The organism is Saccharomonospora amisosensis (assembly GCF_011761185.1).
In the GTDB taxonomy this organism is placed as follows: Bacteria; Actinomycetota; Actinomycetes; order Mycobacteriales; family Pseudonocardiaceae; genus Saccharomonospora_A; species Saccharomonospora_A amisosensis.
The window spans coordinates 957,080-973,624 of the sequence record NZ_JAAOYM010000001.1 but is presented as its reverse complement, the minus strand read 5'-3'; the positions used below and the strand labels follow the sequence as shown (position 1 = coordinate 973,624).

Annotated in this window: 19 protein-coding genes; all 19 read right to left on the bottom strand. The window is 66.1% G+C overall.

Translation table 11 applies throughout. From position 1 onward, the window contains the following. Positions 1-3: 3 nt before the first annotated feature. Positions 4-3,369 (bottom strand): hypothetical protein, encoded by a 3,366-nt coding sequence (locus tag FHU38_RS04785; RefSeq protein WP_167166877.1) that lies wholly within the window; start codon positions 3,367-3,369, stop codon positions 4-6. Further along, positions 3,369-4,490 (bottom strand): hypothetical protein, encoded by a 1,122-nt coding sequence (locus tag FHU38_RS04780; RefSeq protein ID WP_167166875.1) that lies wholly within the window; start codon positions 4,488-4,490, stop codon positions 3,369-3,371. The genes FHU38_RS04785 and FHU38_RS04780 overlap by 1 nt, the downstream gene beginning before the upstream one ends. Beyond that, positions 4,490-4,912: a hypothetical protein gene (locus FHU38_RS04775; RefSeq protein WP_208415561.1), complete on the bottom strand. Its 423-nt coding sequence runs from the start codon at positions 4,910-4,912 to the stop codon at positions 4,490-4,492. The genes FHU38_RS04780 and FHU38_RS04775 overlap by 1 nt, the downstream gene beginning before the upstream one ends. 4 nt (positions 4,913-4,916) lie before the next feature. After that, positions 4,917-5,132, bottom strand: coding sequence for a hypothetical protein (locus FHU38_RS04770; protein WP_167166873.1), 216 nt, complete (start codon positions 5,130-5,132; stop codon positions 4,917-4,919). Next, positions 5,092-5,409: a hypothetical protein gene (locus tag FHU38_RS04765; RefSeq protein WP_167166871.1), complete on the bottom strand. Its 318-nt coding sequence runs from the start codon at positions 5,407-5,409 to the stop codon at positions 5,092-5,094. The genes FHU38_RS04770 and FHU38_RS04765 overlap by 41 nt, the downstream gene beginning before the upstream one ends. A 14-nt stretch (positions 5,410-5,423) precedes the next feature. Then, entirely contained in the window at positions 5,424-5,828 is a 405-nt protein-coding gene (locus FHU38_RS04760; RefSeq protein ID WP_167166869.1) for a hypothetical protein, read from the bottom strand. Between the two features lie 2 nt (positions 5,829-5,830). Next, a complete protein-coding gene (locus tag FHU38_RS04755; RefSeq protein WP_167166867.1) occupies positions 5,831-6,223 on the bottom strand; it encodes a hypothetical protein in 393 nt (130 codons plus the stop codon). Positions 6,224-6,247: 24 nt separating this feature from the next. Beyond that, complete coding sequence (locus FHU38_RS04750; protein WP_167166864.1) at positions 6,248-6,571, bottom strand: hypothetical protein; 324 nt, start codon at positions 6,569-6,571, stop codon at positions 6,248-6,250. A gap of 1 nt (position 6,572) precedes the next feature. Further along, the gene (locus FHU38_RS04745; RefSeq protein WP_167166862.1) at positions 6,573-7,175 is read right to left on the bottom strand and encodes a phage gp6-like head-tail connector protein; all 603 of its coding nucleotides are present in this window, start codon (positions 7,173-7,175) and stop codon (positions 6,573-6,575) included. Positions 7,176-7,177: 2 nt separating this feature from the next. Further along, on the bottom strand, positions 7,178-7,486 hold the full coding sequence (locus FHU38_RS04740) for a hypothetical protein (protein WP_167166861.1): 309 nt from the start codon (positions 7,484-7,486) through the stop codon (positions 7,178-7,180). Between the two features lie 367 nt (positions 7,487-7,853). Beyond that, the gene (locus FHU38_RS04735) at positions 7,854-10,841 is read right to left on the bottom strand and encodes a phage major capsid protein (RefSeq protein ID WP_167166859.1); all 2,988 of its coding nucleotides are present in this window, start codon (positions 10,839-10,841) and stop codon (positions 7,854-7,856) included. A 47-nt stretch (positions 10,842-10,888) separates the two neighbouring features. Further along, positions 10,889-12,319 (bottom strand): terminase large subunit, encoded by a 1,431-nt coding sequence (locus FHU38_RS04730; protein WP_208415560.1) that lies wholly within the window; start codon positions 12,317-12,319, stop codon positions 10,889-10,891. A 1-nt stretch (position 12,320) separates the two neighbouring features. Beyond that, positions 12,321-12,641 (bottom strand): terminase small subunit, encoded by a 321-nt coding sequence (locus tag FHU38_RS04725; RefSeq protein WP_167166855.1) that lies wholly within the window; start codon positions 12,639-12,641, stop codon positions 12,321-12,323. A 416-nt stretch (positions 12,642-13,057) separates the two neighbouring features. Then, positions 13,058-13,246, bottom strand: coding sequence for a hypothetical protein (locus FHU38_RS04720; protein WP_167166853.1), 189 nt, complete (start codon positions 13,244-13,246; stop codon positions 13,058-13,060). 14 nt (positions 13,247-13,260) lie between these two features. Then, a complete protein-coding gene (locus FHU38_RS04715) occupies positions 13,261-14,853 on the bottom strand; it encodes an AAA family ATPase (protein WP_167166851.1) in 1,593 nt (530 codons plus the stop codon). After that, entirely contained in the window at positions 14,850-15,605 is a 756-nt protein-coding gene (locus tag FHU38_RS26920) for a hypothetical protein (protein ID WP_208415559.1), read from the bottom strand. The genes FHU38_RS04715 and FHU38_RS26920 overlap by 4 nt, the downstream gene beginning before the upstream one ends. After that, positions 15,602-16,141, bottom strand: coding sequence for a hypothetical protein (locus FHU38_RS04705; RefSeq protein ID WP_167166849.1), 540 nt, complete (start codon positions 16,139-16,141; stop codon positions 15,602-15,604). Before FHU38_RS04705 ends, FHU38_RS26920 begins: the two co-directional genes overlap by 4 nt. Continuing rightward, complete coding sequence (locus FHU38_RS04700) at positions 16,138-16,323, bottom strand: hypothetical protein (protein WP_167166847.1); 186 nt, start codon at positions 16,321-16,323, stop codon at positions 16,138-16,140. The genes FHU38_RS04705 and FHU38_RS04700 overlap by 4 nt, the downstream gene beginning before the upstream one ends. Positions 16,324-16,385: 62 nt before the next feature. Further along, positions 16,386-16,538 carry a hypothetical protein gene (locus FHU38_RS04695; RefSeq protein ID WP_208415558.1) on the bottom strand — a complete coding sequence of 51 codons (153 nt, stop codon included), beginning with the start codon at positions 16,536-16,538 and terminating at the stop codon, positions 16,386-16,388. Positions 16,539-16,545 lie beyond the last annotated feature (7 nt).

Here is a 16,545-nt window from a genome sequence, read left to right as displayed (position 1 = left end):
CTCTCACAGCCCCAATACTGGTGGATTGTGCACGGACACGGACGCACCGGCCGACAGGACGGCTGGCAGCGGGTTGACGGTGAACCGCTGCATGCTGGGGGCGGTCAGGTCGTCCCACGACACAACGGGGTTGATGTTGGTGTTGGCGGGGTTGAGTGCCGCGCGGATGCCGGTGTCGCCCGAGGCGAACGCGTCGGCGCCGGTGCTGGACACGGTCCACGCGGTGGGTTCGGTGCTGGCGGCGGGCCACAGTTTCGCGCGGATCGTGTCGCCGTCGACCTGCATCCGCACCCCGAACTGTGCCCCGGCGCTGTAGGTGCCGATTTCCGCGCCGGACAGGAAGGTGACTGTCCCGCCGACGATGGCGTAGAGGCCGATGCCGATGTTGCCGGTGTGTTTGAACTCGACCTGCGCGGACAGGTAGTTGCTCGCGTCGGCGCGGCGGGCGATGAGCGAGGTGGTGATCCAGTCGCCGGTGGCGACCGCGCTGGGAGACACCGTGGCGGTGAGGTCGACGTTGGTGAGGTCCAGGCCGAGCAGCGCCCACCGGGCGACGCTGACGGTGGTGAGGGTGATGTCGCCGGTGGTGCCGGAGGTGGAGAAGTCGGTGGCTGACCCGCCGCTGGTGGTCCAGGTTTGGCCGCTGTCGGCGGTGCCCCAGCCGCTGGTGACTGTGCGGGTGAAGGTGTCGGCGATCGCGCTGGCGCAGGCGGTGACGGTGACAACCCACCCGCTGATCTCGGTCTCGAACGGGAAGTCGTCGGGGGTGGTGGTCCACACCGGCCCGGACAGGGTCGTCACCCACAGCGTGACGGCCCCCGCCGCGGCCGAGGCGGCCAGTTGGGAACCGTCGGTGTCGAGGTGCCCCACGTATTCGCTGGTGTCGCTGGTGTCGGCGGCGAGTTGGACGATGCGCCACGGCCCGTATGGGGAGCACTGCGCGGTGACCGTCCACTCCAGCGGGCTGATCGAATGCGACAACCCTTCGACGAGGAGCGGCACTGTGTCGGCGGGGTGGCCGAGGAGCACGCCACCGAGACCGGTCACGTCGATCCGTCCGGATGGCTGCAGCGCGAGCACCTGCCCGGCCAGGCCTGGTGTGGCGCGCACATCCACCGTCACTTGCGGGTAGCGGTATCCCTGCAGGCTGCCCAGGTGCAGTCGCCATGACGCGTACTGGTCGAGCATGGCGGCGTCATCGGTGGAGATCTCCTCCGACGCGTCGTACAGCCCGATCGCGGCGATGCTCGCCTCGTCGGCGGCGGTGACCTGGCTCCCGTTTTTCTGTTTGATGGTGGCCGCGTTGACTGTGCGCTGGTCGTCGTCGACCGGCGCGAACACGGGTGCCAACTCGGAGGCGGCCGCGTCGATGACGAGTGCGGGGTTGGTGTTTTCCCGCAGGTCATGCGCCCGGTAGGACAGGCCAGGGCCGACACCGTCGAACAGCACACCCTGGTCGGTGATCTCGCACTCGCGCAGCAGCTCCAACACCGTGTCCAGGCCCTGCGGGCCCATGGTGAGGTCGCTGCCGCCGTGCACGACGAGCGGCACCTGGTTTTCGCGGGCCACCCGGTCCACCCGGTTCACCGCGGTTTCCCCCGACCAGGCCCGCAACCCGTTCTGCGCGACATCCCAGATCGCGTGCACCTCGTCGTTGAGAACCGCGGCATGCCCGTAGGCGGTGCCGTTGAGGTCGCCGGAATTGTCGCCGAGGTGCACGGCGACGATCCGACCGTAGGTGGTGGGGTAGCTGTCCCCCGCGACGCCCTCGCTGTTGATGTCCCACGTCGAGATCTGCCATTGGGTGTTCGCCCCGACCTGCGACAGCCACAGCGACGCCATGAGCGGCCGCCCGTTCATGTTGAACGTGAACCACGCGGAGGTGAACACGTTCACGCTCTCCGCGTCGTAGCCGGCTAGCCGCAGCAACCCGGCCGCGTCGACATCCACATCCCAGCGGCGCACCACACCACTGGATGTCCACACGCGGAACAGCAGCCGCGTCCCAGCGACACCACCCTCGGGCACCAACGCCAGCGTCAGGAATCGTTGATCGGCGGCCCCAGTGAACGAGGGCGTGTTGCCACGGATGTTGCCGATGCGCACGGTGGGGATGTGATCCGAGCCGACGAAATCGGTGGACGCCGCGAATGTCACGTCACCGGTGGGTGTCAGGATCGTGGTGTCGTTACCCAGCCCAGACGTGAACGCGGCCGCGTTCTTACCCTCTTCCATCGGCCAGTAGGCGACCACTTCCGGCTGGGTGGACAGCTGCCGGAACATCGTGGACTGCACCGGCTTGGTCCGCTGCTTCAATCGACGTAACCCACCGGCGGCGGTGAGCGTCACGGTCGGGATGCGGCCGGTCAGATCCCACGACGGTGTCCAGCTCGTGGCGTAGCCGTGGAACAGCGATACCGCCGACAGCGCCGCGTTCCCCGCGATCGTCCATGGCAGGCCAGTGCTGTCGGTGAACGAGGACGCACCCGGGGTGGGTGTGTCGAAATCGGCGTCGGCGGCCACGGTGCCGTTGATCCCGTTGCGCAGCTGGAAACGGTGCACGGTGCCGTCGAATGCCCCCGCGATGCTGGAGAACCAGGTATCGGCGAAACCCACCACCACCGCCGCCGTGGAGGAGAAGATTGTCGGCTGGCCGACAGCTAGGATCGCATCACCAAGTTGTGTCCACGGCCCGTCGATCGTGTCGGCCGTGTAGAAGGTGATCACGTGCTGTCCCACACCGTTGTCGATGTCCAGGGTCACGCGCACCGAGAGGCGCCCCGCGTCGGTCGGCACGGGCACCGTGGACTCGAGCACTCCGCGATTGACACCGTCGCTGGACCAACCCAATTCCAGTGTCCCCGAGTCGAGCAGCGCGAACGTCCACGACGCCTGGTTGTTGTCGTCGTATTTCGAGGCGATCAGCTGGTAGTAGCGGGGACGCCACGAGGTGGGGTGAACGTCGGCGCGTATGTCGATGTCGCCGAGAATGTCCAGCGCCGCCGCGTCGGGTGTCGACGCGAACGAGCTCTGGTGCCCGTCGAGGATCAGCCCCCGCAGCGGCCCCAGCACCCGCACCCGCACCGGGGTGTTACGGCGCACGTTCGGATAGTTCGGCGACTGGCCACCCAGGCTGTACGCACCACCCGTGTTGTCCAGGGTGAGCGCGCATTTCGCGGGCTGCGACTGGCTGGCCTCGTCACCACGACCGGTGGTGATCCCAATGGGGCCGCCGCTGAATCGCACATCCTCGGTGATGTCCGACCACACCCAGCTGCTGGTGTCGACCAGGTTCGGGTCAGCGCCCCACGCCACCTCCACGGCGAACTCGGCCCCGTCGAGCTGGTTCGGCAGCAGCGGCACGGCCATCACGCCACCCCCGCGATCTGGATGTCACCAGAGCGGATCAACCCCATGATCAAGGTCGCGACCGCGCTGTCGGTGTTGCCGTGGAATCCCACCGACATCTGCGCTTGGCCACCGGCTCGGTCTGCTCGTCCGGCTGGAATGACCCTCTCGCCTGCCTGCAGGATCGCCAGCGTCTCCGAGCCCGGAGCTCCGGGAACAATGCCACCCTGGTGAAACTTCGGGATGTGCGGAATTCGAGGAATGCTGACACCAGGGATGAGATTGATCCCGCCGATCAGGCCGTTGACCGCGGTGACCGCACCGTTCAACAGGTCGATGACGAAGTTGATCGCGCCCTTGAACGCGTTCTTGATCGCGTTCCCGATCCCGCCGAACACGCGTCCAATGCCGGAAACGATGCCCCGGAAGAACCCGGGGATACCATTCCACAGGTTCTTGATGAAATTGACCGCGCCGGACACGACGTTCTTGATCGTGTTCCACATACCGATGAAGAAGTTGCGGAACCCTTCCGACTTGTTCCACAGAGTGCCGAACGCGATAACGAGTGCCGCGATCAAACCAACAACAAACAATATGGGGTTCGCGCGCATGACAGCATTCAGCGCGGCGGTCGCGATCGTCACTCCCTTCGTGATCGCGGCCCATGCTGTCTGCGCGGCAGTGGCCAACCACGTCGCAGCGGTGGTGCTGGTCAGCCATCCCCAGAACGACGCCATGGCGGGAATGAGGAAATTCGCGAACCCGGATGCGAGGTCACCAATACCGAATCCCAACAGCATCAGGTTCTCGAATGTGGACTCGCCCTCACCACGCAGACCAGCCAGCCCGTCTTGGACACCGGTGAGCGTGTCGCGGAACCCCATCGCCCGGGTGTCGACGCTGTCGGCCTGGTCCGCCCAGCGTTCCATCCCGTCACCGTGATCGCGGATTCGGCGTGACGAATCGTCCGCGGCCGAGCTCATCTTCTTCGCGGAGCTGTCGAAGTCGCCAGCCATGCTCTTCGCGGCACTGCCAACTTCGGCCTGCATGCTCTCGGCGGCCTGTTCGACCTTGCCGAACGCCTTGGTGAGTTGCTTCTCGTCACCAGCGAAGGTGAGCGTGACGGTAGGGCCGGCCATCAGTCGAGCTCGATCCCGGCCTGCCGCGCCACATCCACCAGCGCCTCCACATACCGGCCGACCACCTCGTCGGCATGCTGGGAGTAGGCAGGGAAGATGTAGCGGCCCTCGCGGATGAACGGGCGACGCACTTTCCTGTTGCGGCCAGCGCGGCCACCGAAATCCAACCACGGGTAGTACGCGAACCGCTTCCCGCCGCCTTGCACGCGAGCTTCGGTGCGCGTCGACTTCGCCTTGATCGAGTTACGAGCGTGCCCGCCACGCGACGGGCCCAACGGCACGCTCTTCTTCGCTGTGGACACGACCAGCCCGGCGGCCTCGTTCCCGGCCAGCCGCACCGCTTTCGGCAGCTCCCCGTCGATCTTCTTCAGATTAGCGACGAACTCTTTCAGCCCCTCGATCTTCACCGGCTCGATCTCCACCCGGTCACCTCCTCCGCCGCCGATTCGCCGCCTGCTTCTCCGCCAACTCCCGCCGCTGCGCCTTGCGCCCGTGGTACACGTGCCAGGCGACGAGCTCGTGATGCGGCATCTCCGCCCGCAACCTCGCCACCGTCATCCCCAGCCGGTCAGCCAGGTAGAACTCGAACTCCAGTCCCGGTTCACTCTCGAACTTCTTGTACGTCGCTTTTGGCGGCATCATCCGCCAAACCGGACAGCCGCTGGACCTGCTCGACCAGCCGCTTCCACAACCCAGCGGACCACTTGCGTTGCAGCCGGGCCGCCTCCTCCTCCGTGAACAGCGGATCAACCGACGCCATCGCCACGATCATGCATTCCGCCTTCTTCGGCGGCTCGTCCTTGATCTTGTGCACCTCGGCCGACGACAGGCCACGCACCCGGATCGAGCCGCGCCCCGGGATCTCGAAATCGTCCTCGTCGAACATCGGCTCGAACAGCAGATCCTTGTCCACGGCCATCGTGTCGCTCCTCGTCAGATCTGCGCGGTGTCGGTCACGTCGTCGGACAACTGCAGCTCCGCGCTCCACGTGACCATGTCCGCCACCGGCAGCGTCTCCTCATAGGAGGACACCACCACATCCACCGTGCGTTCCGGTCTGCCCGTGCCGGTGCCCTCCGGCCGCATCACGAACACCACCTTCGTGCCGAGCAGCGGCTCGATCACCGCCTTCGGGCCCGTCACCGCCGTGTTGTCGTAGGTGCCTGAGATGGTGGCCGTGCCGTCCTTCAACCCACCCTCATACACCTTGCTGTTCTTGCCGTAGGTGGTGGTGTCGTGCGTGTCAGCCTCACGCGACCATTCGGTGTTGTTCGTATACGTGGACAGGTCGTTGCCGTCCAGCGACACATACGTGTTACGACCGTGCACAAAGGCCATTGCTAGCTCCCGCTTCCCATGATGTCGACGCTGAACGTCGCCCCGAGATACTCCACACCCGCCACCGTGTACACGGCGAACTCCGTGACCTCAGCGACCGTCGCCGTGTCGTACGCCGACGATGCGTGCCCGTCGACGGCCTGCTTGACGCTGGACGGCCCGGACCCATCGGCGTAGGCAGCCAACCGATCCCGAGACGTGGCCGCCGTCAGCCGACCCACCAGCACCGTGACCGGCACCGTGATCCGATCCGCGCCCCGCACATACGTGCCATCGAAACTGTAGGAATCCGGCCACCCCACCACCGCCGCCGGCGGCGTCACCCTGTCCGCCCAATACGGAAACACCTGCAGCCCGCCGATCGTCTCCAACGCGGCCCCGAGCTCATCCATCACACCGGCGAGGTTCACGACGGCCCCCTACATGTCCACGACAACCGCGGCCACCGTCACCGACGTGACCGCGCTGTAGGTGATCTGCGCCGTCGCCCCGAACACCGACCGCACCACGCTGATCGCGCCGATGGTGCCGGCGGCGATGCTCACCTGCGGGTCCTCGATCGCCAAGCCACGCACCGTGCCTGGTGTCGCGACAGTGATGGTCTTGGCGAGCGTGTCGTCGTTGCGCACCAACAACAGCACGCCCCGGTTCGCGGGAACCTCATCGCCGGCGACATCGGCGGCGGTGAACGTCACCGCAGCCAACCCCGTGATCGGTACCTGCTGCACACTCAGGACAGCCATGTCATCCCACCTTCACCGGCCGCAGCCGATAATCCGCCAGCATCACCTGAACATCCGGGTCCAACTTCGCCAGCAGCCGCATCTCCGAACCCTGATCCGGCGACCCAGCGATCCCGAATGGCGCGTCACGACGGGTGAACACCCGCGACGCCTGCAACAGGGTCGCCTGCTTCACCGTGTCCGGTACCGCGGTCCACCCGAACTGTGCGGTCACCCGCACCCCATCCACCGCAATCCCCGCACTAGTCGCCGGCAGCTGCAGCATCGTCCACGGCCGCTGCTCGGCGGCCGCGTTCCGCGGCAACAACACCGCGGACGCCACCACGGTGAACGTGACCCCATCGCTGCTCGTGGCCACATCGGTCGGCGCGACCGCCACGTCGTCGGTCAACACCAGCCACACACCACGCCGCTCCGACCAGTAGGGCGTGTAGAACCGCTCCTCCGCCGTGTCGGTCTGTCCGAACTGGCGCTTAGTGAACCGGTCGACAGCACGGGACGCGGCGGCCACAGCCAAACCCAACTCTGCGCCGTCGACGATCTCGTCGGCATGCACATAGTCGGCCAGCTCCGTGACCGTCACGTAATCCGGCTGCCACACCATGATCAGCCCGACACCCGGACCGCCGCGACCGTCACCGACGTGACCGCGCTGTAGGTGATGTCGCGGGGAGATCCACGATAGATCCCGTACGCCGGGATCACCGCCGTCCCGCCGGCGGGCACACTCACCGGAGCCATTCCGGCGACGGTCACCGTGATCGCCGCCGCGCCACCGTTTATGACCAGCAGCAGGTGTCCCAGCTGCCAGCCACCCGCCCGCACACCCTGCGGGATCTGATCACCACCGGCCGAAGCTGCGGTGAGAGTGACCGCCGCGCCCTCCGTCGCATCCTGAACCGCCAGCAGCGCCACGATCTACCTCCGATCCCCGACGCGACCCAGGCGGGCGCGACGGTGCAGATTCTTGGCCCGTTCCCTGGCGATCGCATCGGCCTGAGACACCGTCGGCTCGGACCGTTTCCGCTGGACAGGCTCAGGTGATTCGATCTCCGCCGACTCTGGCGGGTCCTTCCTCCTCGAAGCAACCATAATCACACCGTCTCTGAAGCATTCAATGAATTCCTGATCAATCTCGATGTGGTCTCATCGGATCCCGCGTCGCATATCACGCGAAAATCATTGAGTGACACCGCATCTTCTTGGATGACGAAGATATGTATCTTCCCGTCCGGAGAAAGATGAGAGTCAAGAACAACATTCTTGTATGGCATAGTCGACCTCACGGGTTCCTGATCGCGAAAATTCCGGACGCGCGCAGCACACGGGTGGCGAAATACCCGAACACGTTCATCTCGATGTTCGCCGGACCCTGCTTCTCCTCGAACCGGAACGACAGCAGCGGCGACTCCCACACCCACACATCCGACCGGTTCACGATCAGCACCACATCGTTGGTCAACGCGTCACCGATCGACCACGCGGGCACGAACGTCAACCCATCGATGAACCAACCCTGATTCACCGCGTTGCCGAGACCCGAGGTGTTCTCCGCACCCACACTCGGCAGCAGCGGCCGCCCATCGCTGCCATTCGTGGTCGCGAACGCCCGCGTCACCTTCTGGTTCATCGCCGCACCAGTCGGGGCGGCGAACCGAACGAACGGGTACTGCGCGAGCAGGTCCCGCACATCGGTGATCACCGACGCGGCCGCGTATGTCGTGGTGGTGGTCGCCTTCCCGTTGATCTCCGTGTAGACCTTGGCCTCGGTCTGCTGGTTGTACGACTCGCGCATCGCCGCCAGCGCGATCTGATCGATCGCCGGGTTCGAAGAGTCGACGATCTCGCGGGTCAGCGTCAACCGACCCGAGATCGCGCCCGGCGTCACCGTCACCTCACCAAACGTCAGCGACCCATCGGCAGGGTTCGTGCCCTCGACGTGATCAGCCGTCGCGCCCGTCACCGACCCGAACGTCGGAACCAGGAACGGAGTCGCGTTGCTGATCATCCCGCGCGAACACAACCCCACCAGCGGCCGGCCACGCGTCAACTCCGGCACATACAGATCTGGCCGGTACCCGGGCGGAATGATCTGCGACGCGCTGGTCGTCGACTGCGGCGCGAAGTTCGCCGCCGCCAACTTCGACATCTCATCCATCTGCGCCCGGTACTTCCGCAGCCGCTCCGTCGCATCGGAATCCTGCTCACGCGCCGCATACCAGGCGTCCCGCACCAGCGAATTCCCGAACCCGTTGAAGCTGTACACCGGCGCCTCACGGCCCACCGTGTAGCGAGCGGCACGCACCCCCTGCGGCCCGTCCTGCGGCGCAGGCAACTGCTCCAGCGCGGCCTTCACGCCCTCCGACACCGACTCGCCGATCGAACCGGCAAGCTCGGTCGTCAGGTTCTTGTGCGACTCGGTGATCTGGTCACCGAGCCCCTTCATGTAGCCCGCGAAGTCGAACTGCTCCGTCTTACCGGCCTCCGCGGTGACCTCGCCACCCATACCCGTGTCCTTCCGTTTGTCCAGTGATGCGGCGACCGCTGACACGCGGGCGTCGTCGAACGCGGGCATCGCTGTGAGCGCGACACCCCGCAACTTGGCCCTTTGCACGAGCCGAACCGACCGATCCGACGGGTCGTTCTCCCACCCGTCCTCCAGATCGACCTCGATAGAGAACCCGTCGAACACCTTGCCCTCAGCGAGCTTCAGCGCCCTGTCTCCCTCAGGAACATCGGCGATCTTGAACGTCGCGTCCAAACCGGCCGACGTGTTCTGCAGACGAACCGCATACCCGATCGCCTGCGTCGAATCGTGGTTGAGATTCAACTTGGTGCGGGTCTCATCGACCCAGTGCAGCGACTCGTCAGCGAACCGCCACTTCGCCTCGCCGTTGTTCGCGACCTTGCCCCACGGCACCACGAGACCGGAGATCGTCCGCTTCTCGGTGTTCACCCGGAACGTCGACACCGTCTCCGCGGCATCGAAACTCACCTGGGCCGTTCCCGCGCCGAAGTGCATGGTCGGTGGCATCTCGTTGTCCTCCTCCGCCGGCGGCGCGGTAGCCCGCTGCCGCTCGATCTCGGCGCGCTCATCACCTGTCAACAGCGGCTTGTCCTCGAGCTCACGAATCTCGTCATGCGTGTAGGCGCCCACCCGCAGCCCCACCTCGTAGGTCTCCATGCGGGTCCGCGCGTCCGAGCGCAAGAACCCGGCGAAATCGACCTTCGCGTAGTAGCCGCGAGGCAACACATCCCGCATCGACAACCGCTCCTGCACCGCGGTCACGTACGCGCCCAACGTGAAATCCAGCAGCGCCAGCCGCCGCGACTCCGCGTTCGCATACGTGCGCGACGTGGTCGACACACCCAGATCCTCCGGGTCGACACCCGTCGCCCGCGCGATCTCCAACACCGCGTGCTGCCGCGCGTCCGCCAACTGCAACTGCTCCGGCGACCACTGCAGCGTCTGCGCCTTCACCCCCTGCAGATAAGCCCACGTGCGGTTGCGGCGAGCCGTCGACCACCGATCCATCAGATCGTCGACCTCGCCGTCGTCGAGCGGCTCCGTGCCGTCCTCCGGCAACAACAGCCCCTGCGGAGTCGGCTCATCCGCATACGACGACGCCGTCCGATCCAGCCGCAGCGCCGTGCGGATCGCGCGGGCAGCGTGCACCAACAGCGGCGGATTCGGGCTGTCGAACCGGATCACCTCACGGTCGTCCACCGGAATCCCGTCGATGAACACCTGCCCATCCGACGGGTACGGCACATCCGGCGAAATCAGCATCTGCGACGGCAGGCGGCCCGTGCCGCTCACATGCACACTGTCGATCGGGACGTGCTGCGCCTCCACCGGATAGCCATGCCACCCGAACCGCGTCACCCGCCACCACGACACGCTCTCGAACAGCAGATCCTCATACGTCGCCGCCATCGTCACGGAGTTCGGCACATCCGGGTCGATCTGCTCCAGCAGCGTCGTCGGCGTCGCCTGCCGCCGATCCCGGTCGTGGAACCGCATCGGCAACGTCGACAACGTGCCCGCGATCAGATTCCGCGCCCGCAACACCGCCGGCACCTGCAGCGCCTCATCCCGCGACACCCGCGCCGCGATCGCGCCCCCACCGGTAGCCGCCTCCAGAATTTGCGACGGCACATCCACACCGAACCGTGCACGCGGCGGCGGCGCCTCCAACGTCACCGCATCACTGGTCGACGCGCTCGACGGCGCCTCAGACCAGCGCAACAGCGTGCGGAACCATCCCACACCCCGCACGATACCTGACTACCTAGACACATGAACCGACGTGCATGTCACGTGTCGCCGCTGGCCACAACCAGCCGCGGCTTACCCACCGTCGCCGGCAAAGTCCTCGCCAGATGCACCGCGCCCGCAAGGGCATACGTCGCATCACAGTGACCCGCGCCCCTGCGCGTGAACCGCCACCCATCACCGACACGCTTCTTCTCCGTCGCCGGCACCTGAGCATCCAGCAGCGGATCACCACTGTGCGCGAGCTGCCGCGCGTCGACGAGATCACCCAACCCCATACACACGGCGTTGATCTCGCCCCGGATCTCCTCGACCGTCACACCCCGAGGCGGCCACGTCGACCTGCCCTTCCGCTCGGCCAGATCAGCGGCGACAGCCGCCGACGGGCCATCCGGCAGCCACCCCACCACGCGCGGCCGCACCCGCCCCACCACGCGCGGCAGATCACGCCGCAGCGCCGCCGTGCCATCCCACGCCGCGACAACCTCGACACGCACCCGACCATCCGGCAGCACTGCCGCGGCCGCGAGCGTCGCGTGCCGACCATCCAGCGACACATCCCAACACAGCGCCACCCGCGAGCGCAGCTCGTCGAGCGTGCCAGGCTCCAGACAATCCGCCCACGCCTCACCGTTGATCGCGGGATCGAGGTTCGCGACCCGCTGACACAAGATCTCGGTCCGGAACCCGGCCAACTCCTCACCACCCGCCGCCTTCGCCCGGCGCGCGTCGCCCAGCAGCCCGTCGAGCTCGACCCGGTGCCCCAAGTTCGGGTTCGCGGCCGCCAGCGCCGAGGCGTCGTCAGGCTCGGCACCATCCGGCGCCGACCACTCGAACAACCCCAGCCGCGGATCACCCTCACCCATGTCCAAGAACCGCGACGCCGACGCACGCAGCGACTCCAACACCACCGACTTGTCGTCACCCTGGTTCGTGATCGCCCACGCCTGAGCATCCGGCACCGCGTTCATCGCCGGAATGGCCGCGTTCCACGCATCCCACGAATCATGCTCACGCAACTCATCCAAGATCAGCCGGTCGATCGTCAACGACCGGCCACCCTTGCGGTTGCTGGCAGCGATCTTGTACCGACACCCGTGCACAGTGACCAGCGACTCCTCGCCAGCAGCCCGCCGCACACGCGCGATCTCCTCGGCCAACTCCGGCGACGACTCGGCCATCCCGACCGCCTTCTCCCAACTCTCCTTGGCGTACCCGAGATTCGTCGACGTGCCCAGCACCGTGCGCCGCAACTCCACGAACAGCCAGAACAGGCTCAGCACCACGAGCAGATGCGTCTTGCCGTTCTGCCGCGCGACCAACACCACGACCTGACGGAACCTCGGCCGCCCATCCGGCAACAACTCACCACCATGGATCACCAGCCACTCTTGCCACGGGTCCAGCGGCTGCCCGAGCACGCCGTCGGCGAACTCGATCACGTCGAACCCGTAGCTCGTGGCCGGCGTCAACTCACGAAGTGGCGGTGTCCATATCCGCGGTTCGCTGCTGCCGACGACGCTCGCGCAACTCGTCGAGCTTGGATCGAGGCTTACCGCCGTCACCGTCCGCTCCCTTCACCACCGCCGCCCGCGCCTTCGGCGTCATCCGCAGCTCACGCAGACAGTCCAGCAGCAACGGCCCCACCTTCACCGCCGCCGCCTCGTCCGCGTCGACCAGCGCCGCGTACCGCTTCGCCAGCGCCACCGCCGCCGCATCCCCCGGTGTCGTCTCGACCTCGCGCAACGCGGCGTACAGCGCCGCCAGCACACTCGCCGTCTTCCGATCCGTCATCGCCGTGGCCTGCGGGCTTGCGCGCAAAAAAAGGACAGAAGGACGGGGGTGTCCGGCCCGGTCGCCGCTGGGGAAAACCGCAGGTCACAGCGCTGACGTTTGCGCTGGTCACGGGCTTGATCGTGTGTCGTCATGCGTCACCATCTCGTCATTGGTCGTGGCGCCGGGTCCGGTGCCCGGGTGGGGTCGCCTGCCTCAAGGTTGCACTGTCGGTGCGTGGCGACGAGGTAGCGCTGGTCGTCGCCGTACGCCTTGCCCCGGGTGTGGTGGATGGACAGTGACTGTGGGTCTGGGTCACGCAGTCGTGGGTTGATGCGCTGGCCGCACAGTTGGCAGATCCACCTGTCACGTGCAGCGACCTGCAACCGGGTGCGTCGCCACGCCCGAGTGCTGCCGCCTGCCCATGCGTTGCTCACCTAACCGGCCTTGACCTGCTCGGGGGCGTCCTTGCGGAGCTTGCGGAGGGAGTAGTCCTTGCCGGTGCCAGCGTCCTCGCTCGGCTGCGTGACTCTGATATTATCAACATCAATGTGTCCGATGTGGACATGAGCAGGGTTCTGCAACGCCTGGTCCAACAGGTCCAGCGCTTTCGGGTCGGGGTTCATACTGATCCGTTCCGTCAGTCGTCGTACTTTTGCTGCCAGCCTTCGGGGTGTTTCTGCACGTGGCCGTGCTTGACGTGTTGCCACGGCCATGGGTCGCCCCACACGAGCTGGGTTGGCCAGTCGCGTTCGGCGCGATCTCCTCGCCACCGCTCCACCTTGACCAGCTTCACGCGCCCGTGTTGATCAGGTTCTATTGCCGGCTTGATGCCGTAGCCGAACTCGGGCCAGCGCAGCAGTAGCGAGCTCCCGAGTGGGCGAACTGATCGGTTCGCACCCTGTTCACCGTGGCCGGCGTGTGCTTCGACGACGAGAGCACAGTCGACCTTGGTGCGGGCCGCGTCGAGTATCGCCACCGTTCGGCGTGCTGCTTGTTCCTCGTTGATGTTCGCTGCGTGAAGGCGGTAGAACGGGCCGATCATGAGCAGGTCGGGCTGGTGCGCAGTGACGCGCTCGATGAGCCATGCGGCATCATCGTCGCGGGTCAGGTCGAGGCCTGCGGGGCGGTGAATGAGCCGCAGCGCCCCGTCTGGGACGCGGTGACGTGAGCTGATCGACGCGGCCGCGAGTGGTCGGAATTTGCGGCGACTTTGCCGTTCGGAGTTCTCGCAGTCGATCATCAGCACGGTTCGCTGTGGGATGTCGGTCAAGTGGAAGGGATGCAGGCCTGCGGCGACGGTCACCGCCAACTGGCGGAGGAACATCGATTTGCCGAGGCCTTCGAACCCTGTCCAGATGAGCCTGTCGCCTCGCTCGAGCAAGTCCGGGATCACCCAGTCAGGGGGTGGATCTTCTTGGCCGATGAACTCCCACAGGTCCGGTGCCAGGTCGATGTCCTGTCCCTGTGTGGCGTTCCACGTTTCGACCAGCTCGTCGATGGTGCGCCCAGCGGAGAAGTGGTCGGTGGCGTCCTTGCCGACCGCGGATTCGACAATGCGGATACTGGTGGCCACGTCGGCCAGCGACTGGGCGACAGCGCGTGCGTGCTTTTCCCCTGGCTCGTCGCGGTCGGCCACGATGGTCACATCGGCCTCGACGAAGAATCCGTCGAACTCTGATCGCCACTTCCCGGCGCCACCGGGACAGCAAGTGGCGATCAGCCCCTGCCTCTCGAGGGTGTGAACGTCTTTCTCGCCCTCCACGATCCAGACCGGCTTCCCGGACTCCAGCGCGTCGATGATCTTCGGAAGCCGGTAGGGGACGCGGCGTACATCTCCGAGTTTCCAGCTCCACCCGCTCTTCCTGGACTGGTCTGGGCGTCGCTGCGGAAACTGCTTGTCCGCGGTGCGGCACACTTGGAACAGCAGTTCACCGGCCTCGTCCACGTAGTCGTAGACGGCGACGGCAGGACCCCTCGGGGTCCACTCGCCGTCGTCTTTCCGGTCATCATGCGGCTGGCATATCTGCTCCCAGGTGAGCCCGAGCGCGTCGAGCACGGCGTCGCGATCGCACCCGGCGTGGCAGTGCAGGACGACGGGGTGTTCCTTGCCTGCTGACACCGACAGGCTGGCCCGGCCGTCGTCGTGCGCTGGGCAGCGGGCGGTGTAGCCGGAGCCTGACGTGCGTAGTCCGTCGAGCCTGGGGAGCACGAGTTCTCGTAGTGCGCTCACGTGCTCCACCATCCCTGCAGTTCACCGCTGCCTGCTGCGGATGTTTCATCGGTCCAGCGTTCGGCGTTCAACCATGGCCCTGGGTGCTTGGTGTACTTGATCTCCTGGCGTTTGCGTAGCGGATCGTCGCGGTAGCGTTCCGCGCCGGCGATGATGTCTGCCGGGTCGATCCCGGCCTTGAGTAGCTTCGCCCACGCCTTGCGCGCCTCGCCCTTGCCCACCTTGCGTGGGTACACGTCCCAGAATTTCGCGAAGTCTGGGTCGTCTTGCTCCGTCGACTGCGCAGCGGTTGACGGAGGTCTTTTCTCTGTTCCCCTGTTCCCCTGTTCCCCTGTTACAGGCGCGAGGGTTTCGGGAGGGCTCGCGAGGGTCTCGCGAGCGGCCGTCTCCGAGTAGTTCAATGTGCCGTCTGGCCTGCGGAAACGTCCTTTGGATGGTTTGTCGATCCGCTGGATGTCTTCCCAGCGGTCGATGTAGATCAGTTCGTCGCCATCAGCCTCATATCGGATGACGAGACCGGCTTCAGCGAGGGTGGAAATCGCTTCGGACAATCTCGCGAGGGTCTCGCGAGGGTTCGCGGAAAGGTCGCGAGGGAACACGTCAGCGGCGATGAGCGCGATGTCGTCCTTGCCGACGCCGTTGTCGTCGACATACGACTCCAGGCCCTTGAGCACGAGCCGCACGTCCCACGCGAGCCCTGCGATGGTCTTGGAACGCCAGAACTCCGGCTTGATCGACCGAATGCGCATCATGCACCCCTTTTCAACAGACGAGGGGCGCGCGTGAACATCGCATCGCCACTGCGAAGCAATTCCCCACCGTTCCGCCACGGCTTCTCAGGCGTTGTCCCCACGCCGATGTGGTGTCGACAAGTCCATATCCCGGCGTGGTCCATGAAGCAGTAGTGGCCGCATTCGAAGCAGCGCACCAAGACGATGTCCTGCTCCTCGCTGGTGCCATGCCACGTGGCAGCCTCGCCTGGGCCTGGCGGCCGTAGGACGACAACGAGCCACGATTCCCAGTCCCAGCGGTCATAGCTCAGCGTGGCCTGCAGCAGCCGGGTCTTGTGGAGCCGCTCGTCATGCGGGCCCTTGACCTCGCACCACACCCGCTGCGCTGGCAGGCAGAAGTCTGGTCGGTAGCACTCGCCGTTGAGTAGCCTCACCGCGAGGGGCTCGTACTGCCAGTACCAGCCGAGCCTGTCGAATGTCGCCGCCCAGTCCGCTTCCAGGGTCGAGGCGAACAATGTTCCCCGGTACCTCACGGGTACCGACTCGATGGTATTCACCTCGCCTCCGCTGTGCCGTCAAGCACGGCCAGCACTAGTCGGGTGGTCTCGGTCGAGCACGGACGATGGCTGAGCAGACTCCTCGCGAGCTGGTTGCGCTGCCACAGTTCAGCGCGAGACGGCGTAGTGATCGGGATGACCTGGTATTCGCGGGACTCGCTCCCGCTGTCCAACGTGGACAATGTCCCCTCCAGTTGCTCGGGGTGGGGCCGATCCCGCTCGGGATGCGGGACCGGCCCTGTGGTTAGGAGTGGTCGTCGCAGCGAATGCACTGCGGGCACGGTCGCCGCCAAGTGGTGTAGAGGCGGTCGGCCACGCGATCCGCCAGCAGGACAACCACGGCGGCGGCGACCGCGCCACCCACGAACGCCAGCAGCCAGACGGCTACAACCTGCAAAGACTCC

Excerpts from the sequence above, each read along its gene's own strand:
- FHU38_RS04785 (WP_167166877.1), bottom strand. The coding sequence starts at position 3,369 with ATGGCCGTGCCGCTGCTGCCGAACCAGCTCGACGGGGCCGAGTTCGCC.
- FHU38_RS04780 (WP_167166875.1), bottom strand. The coding sequence starts at position 4,490 with ATGGCCGGCCCTACCGTCACGCTCACCTTCGCTGGTGACGAGAAGCAA.
- FHU38_RS04770 (WP_167166873.1), bottom strand. The coding sequence starts at position 5,132 with ATGATGCCGCCAAAAGCGACGTACAAGAAGTTCGAGAGTGAACCGGGA.
- FHU38_RS04765 (WP_167166871.1), bottom strand. The coding sequence starts at position 5,409 with ATGGCCGTGGACAAGGATCTGCTGTTCGAGCCGATGTTCGACGAGGAC.
- FHU38_RS04760 (WP_167166869.1), bottom strand. The coding sequence starts at position 5,828 with ATGGCCTTTGTGCACGGTCGTAACACGTATGTGTCGCTGGACGGCAAC.
- FHU38_RS04750 (WP_167166864.1), bottom strand. The coding sequence starts at position 6,571 with ATGGCTGTCCTGAGTGTGCAGCAGGTACCGATCACGGGGTTGGCTGCG.
- FHU38_RS04745 (WP_167166862.1), bottom strand. The coding sequence starts at position 7,175 with ATGGTGTGGCAGCCGGATTACGTGACGGTCACGGAGCTGGCCGACTAT.
- FHU38_RS04725 (WP_167166855.1), bottom strand. The coding sequence starts at position 12,641 with ATGACGGATCGGAAGACGGCGAGTGTGCTGGCGGCGCTGTACGCCGCG.
- FHU38_RS04720 (WP_167166853.1), bottom strand. The coding sequence starts at position 13,246 with ATGAACCCCGACCCGAAAGCGCTGGACCTGTTGGACCAGGCGTTGCAG.
- FHU38_RS26920 (WP_208415559.1), bottom strand. The coding sequence starts at position 15,605 with ATGATGCGCATTCGGTCGATCAAGCCGGAGTTCTGGCGTTCCAAGACC.